At 40.3% G+C, this 278-nt stretch carries 1 pseudogene; it reads left to right on the top strand.

Annotated elements, in window-relative coordinates:
- A pseudogene (locus ACFIO5_RS12780) lies at positions 1–278 on the top strand (hydroxyacid dehydrogenase); the annotation flags it as partial.

Raw genomic sequence — 278 nt, 5'->3', positions numbered from 1 at the left:
AAAGATCAAAGGAAAAGCTGTTGCTTTTGTCGGCTTACACAGTCCAGGTAAGGCTCTTGAGTTTTTATCTCTTGCGCAATGCCAGGGGGGAGGAATGTTGACTGGTTTTGAGCTTATGGGAAAACTGAGCTTGCAAATGGCTTTGAAGTATAAGATGTGCGAGAGGCATCTTTTTGAACATGAGCATGAATGGTATGTGTTACTTAATATTTCATCATTGCAGGGTAATGATGAGGCATTATCGGTTCTAAGTACTATTTTGGAACAGTCTTTAAAGG

The organism is Bartonella sp. AA86SXKL, from assembly GCF_042196885.1.
The sequence above is the reverse complement of the archived record's forward strand: the minus strand, read 5'-3'. Positions and strand labels throughout refer to the sequence as shown.